We start from the raw sequence: 1,205 nt of genomic DNA, 5'->3' as shown, positions 1-1,205 counted from the left end.
GCTGCGTATCCAGCACATGGACAACGCTTGCCTGCACCTCGACGTGAACAAGGACGTGTGATGAACAAGCCCGCGACAGAAGCCGAACTGAACCAGGCCCGGCTCTACCAGGAATTCACCAACGCCCCGATGGGCAGGGGCCAATGCGCCTTCAGGCAGGCCGAGGTGGCGATTTTCCCGGTGCGTTATGCGCTGGACGAATCACCGCTAAGCAACGGCAGTAGCCAAGGACCGAATCCGCTTCCCGCCGGCTGGTCGAGCAAACAGCCCCCGCTGCAGACCCGCAGTTACACCCTGCGCCAGTTGCGTGATGGTTGGCTGTATGTGTGGAACAGTGTCGACCAGACCTTCCACGAGTACCAGGTAAACGCTGAGTACTTCACCCGCCACCGCTGGACCGACAGCGAGTTGAATCAGGACACGCGTCACAACCCGGGCGAAAGCCAGCCGTACCTGCTCTATCCCCGGCGTAGCCAGCTGCGTATCGCTTACTCGCCAGTGCAATGGACCTGGCGCATGTGCGAGCTGATGCGCAGCAGCGCCACCGAACAACGCCAATGGATGCGAGCCGTGGATCTGCCAGCGTTTTGCGCCAGCGGCACCGTCGCGCACGGTGGCTTGATTACCGAACTGGGCAACAGCGTGGCGGATATTTTCGTCTTTGGCGCCAGTGCCCCGACCTTTGCCAGCACGCTGTTGCCGACCACCGCCAGTGAAGCTGACCTGCCGAGCAAAGCGGCGTTCGAAGAGGCGTTGGTGCGTGGACGGGTCCCCGAGCAAGACACCGCGCTGTTCATTGCGCTGGATGATCCGTTAGCCATGGTCGACGACCTGAACATGAACCTGACTGGTCGGCTGATGGAACTGAGTCAGTTTGAAAACCAACACCAACACACACTGGAAAGCGCGCTCGCCGTCGAGCGCTTGTGTGGGTTTGATGCCGATGCCTTTATCCCCGCCTCGGTCCAAGACCCGATAGCGCGCCAAGCCTGCACCGACGACCTGTACACCCTGCTCAAAGCCGTGGATGAAGTCGAGCGTGGCAAGGACCTGGTCTCTACCGATCTGGGCGGCGTGGTGGAGATGGGCGCAACCTCGGCACTCACGGCCGCCAGGGCCTCGTTTGAAGCCCGATGGGGGCTACTGCCCGTCCAGGGTGATTGGCAGGCGGCGCTTGAAGAATGGAAGGCCAAGCGCTTGTGGCG

The 1,205-nt window shown here is 61.8% G+C and carries 1 protein-coding gene; it reads left to right on the top strand.

Going from position 1 to position 1,205, the window contains the following annotated elements; genetic code table 11:
- Positions 1–60: 60 nt before the first annotated feature.
- The coding region (locus ACQRAX_RS25455; protein ID WP_412041616.1) for a toxin VasX at positions 61–1,205 on the top strand (1,145 nt) is incomplete at its 3' end.

Origin of the sequence: Pseudomonas sp. UM16, from assembly GCF_050312595.1 — a bacterium.
In the GTDB taxonomy this organism is placed as follows: Bacteria; Pseudomonadota; Gammaproteobacteria; order Pseudomonadales; family Pseudomonadaceae; genus Aquipseudomonas.
The sequence above is the reverse complement of the archived record's forward strand: the minus strand, read 5'-3'. Positions and strand labels throughout refer to the sequence as shown.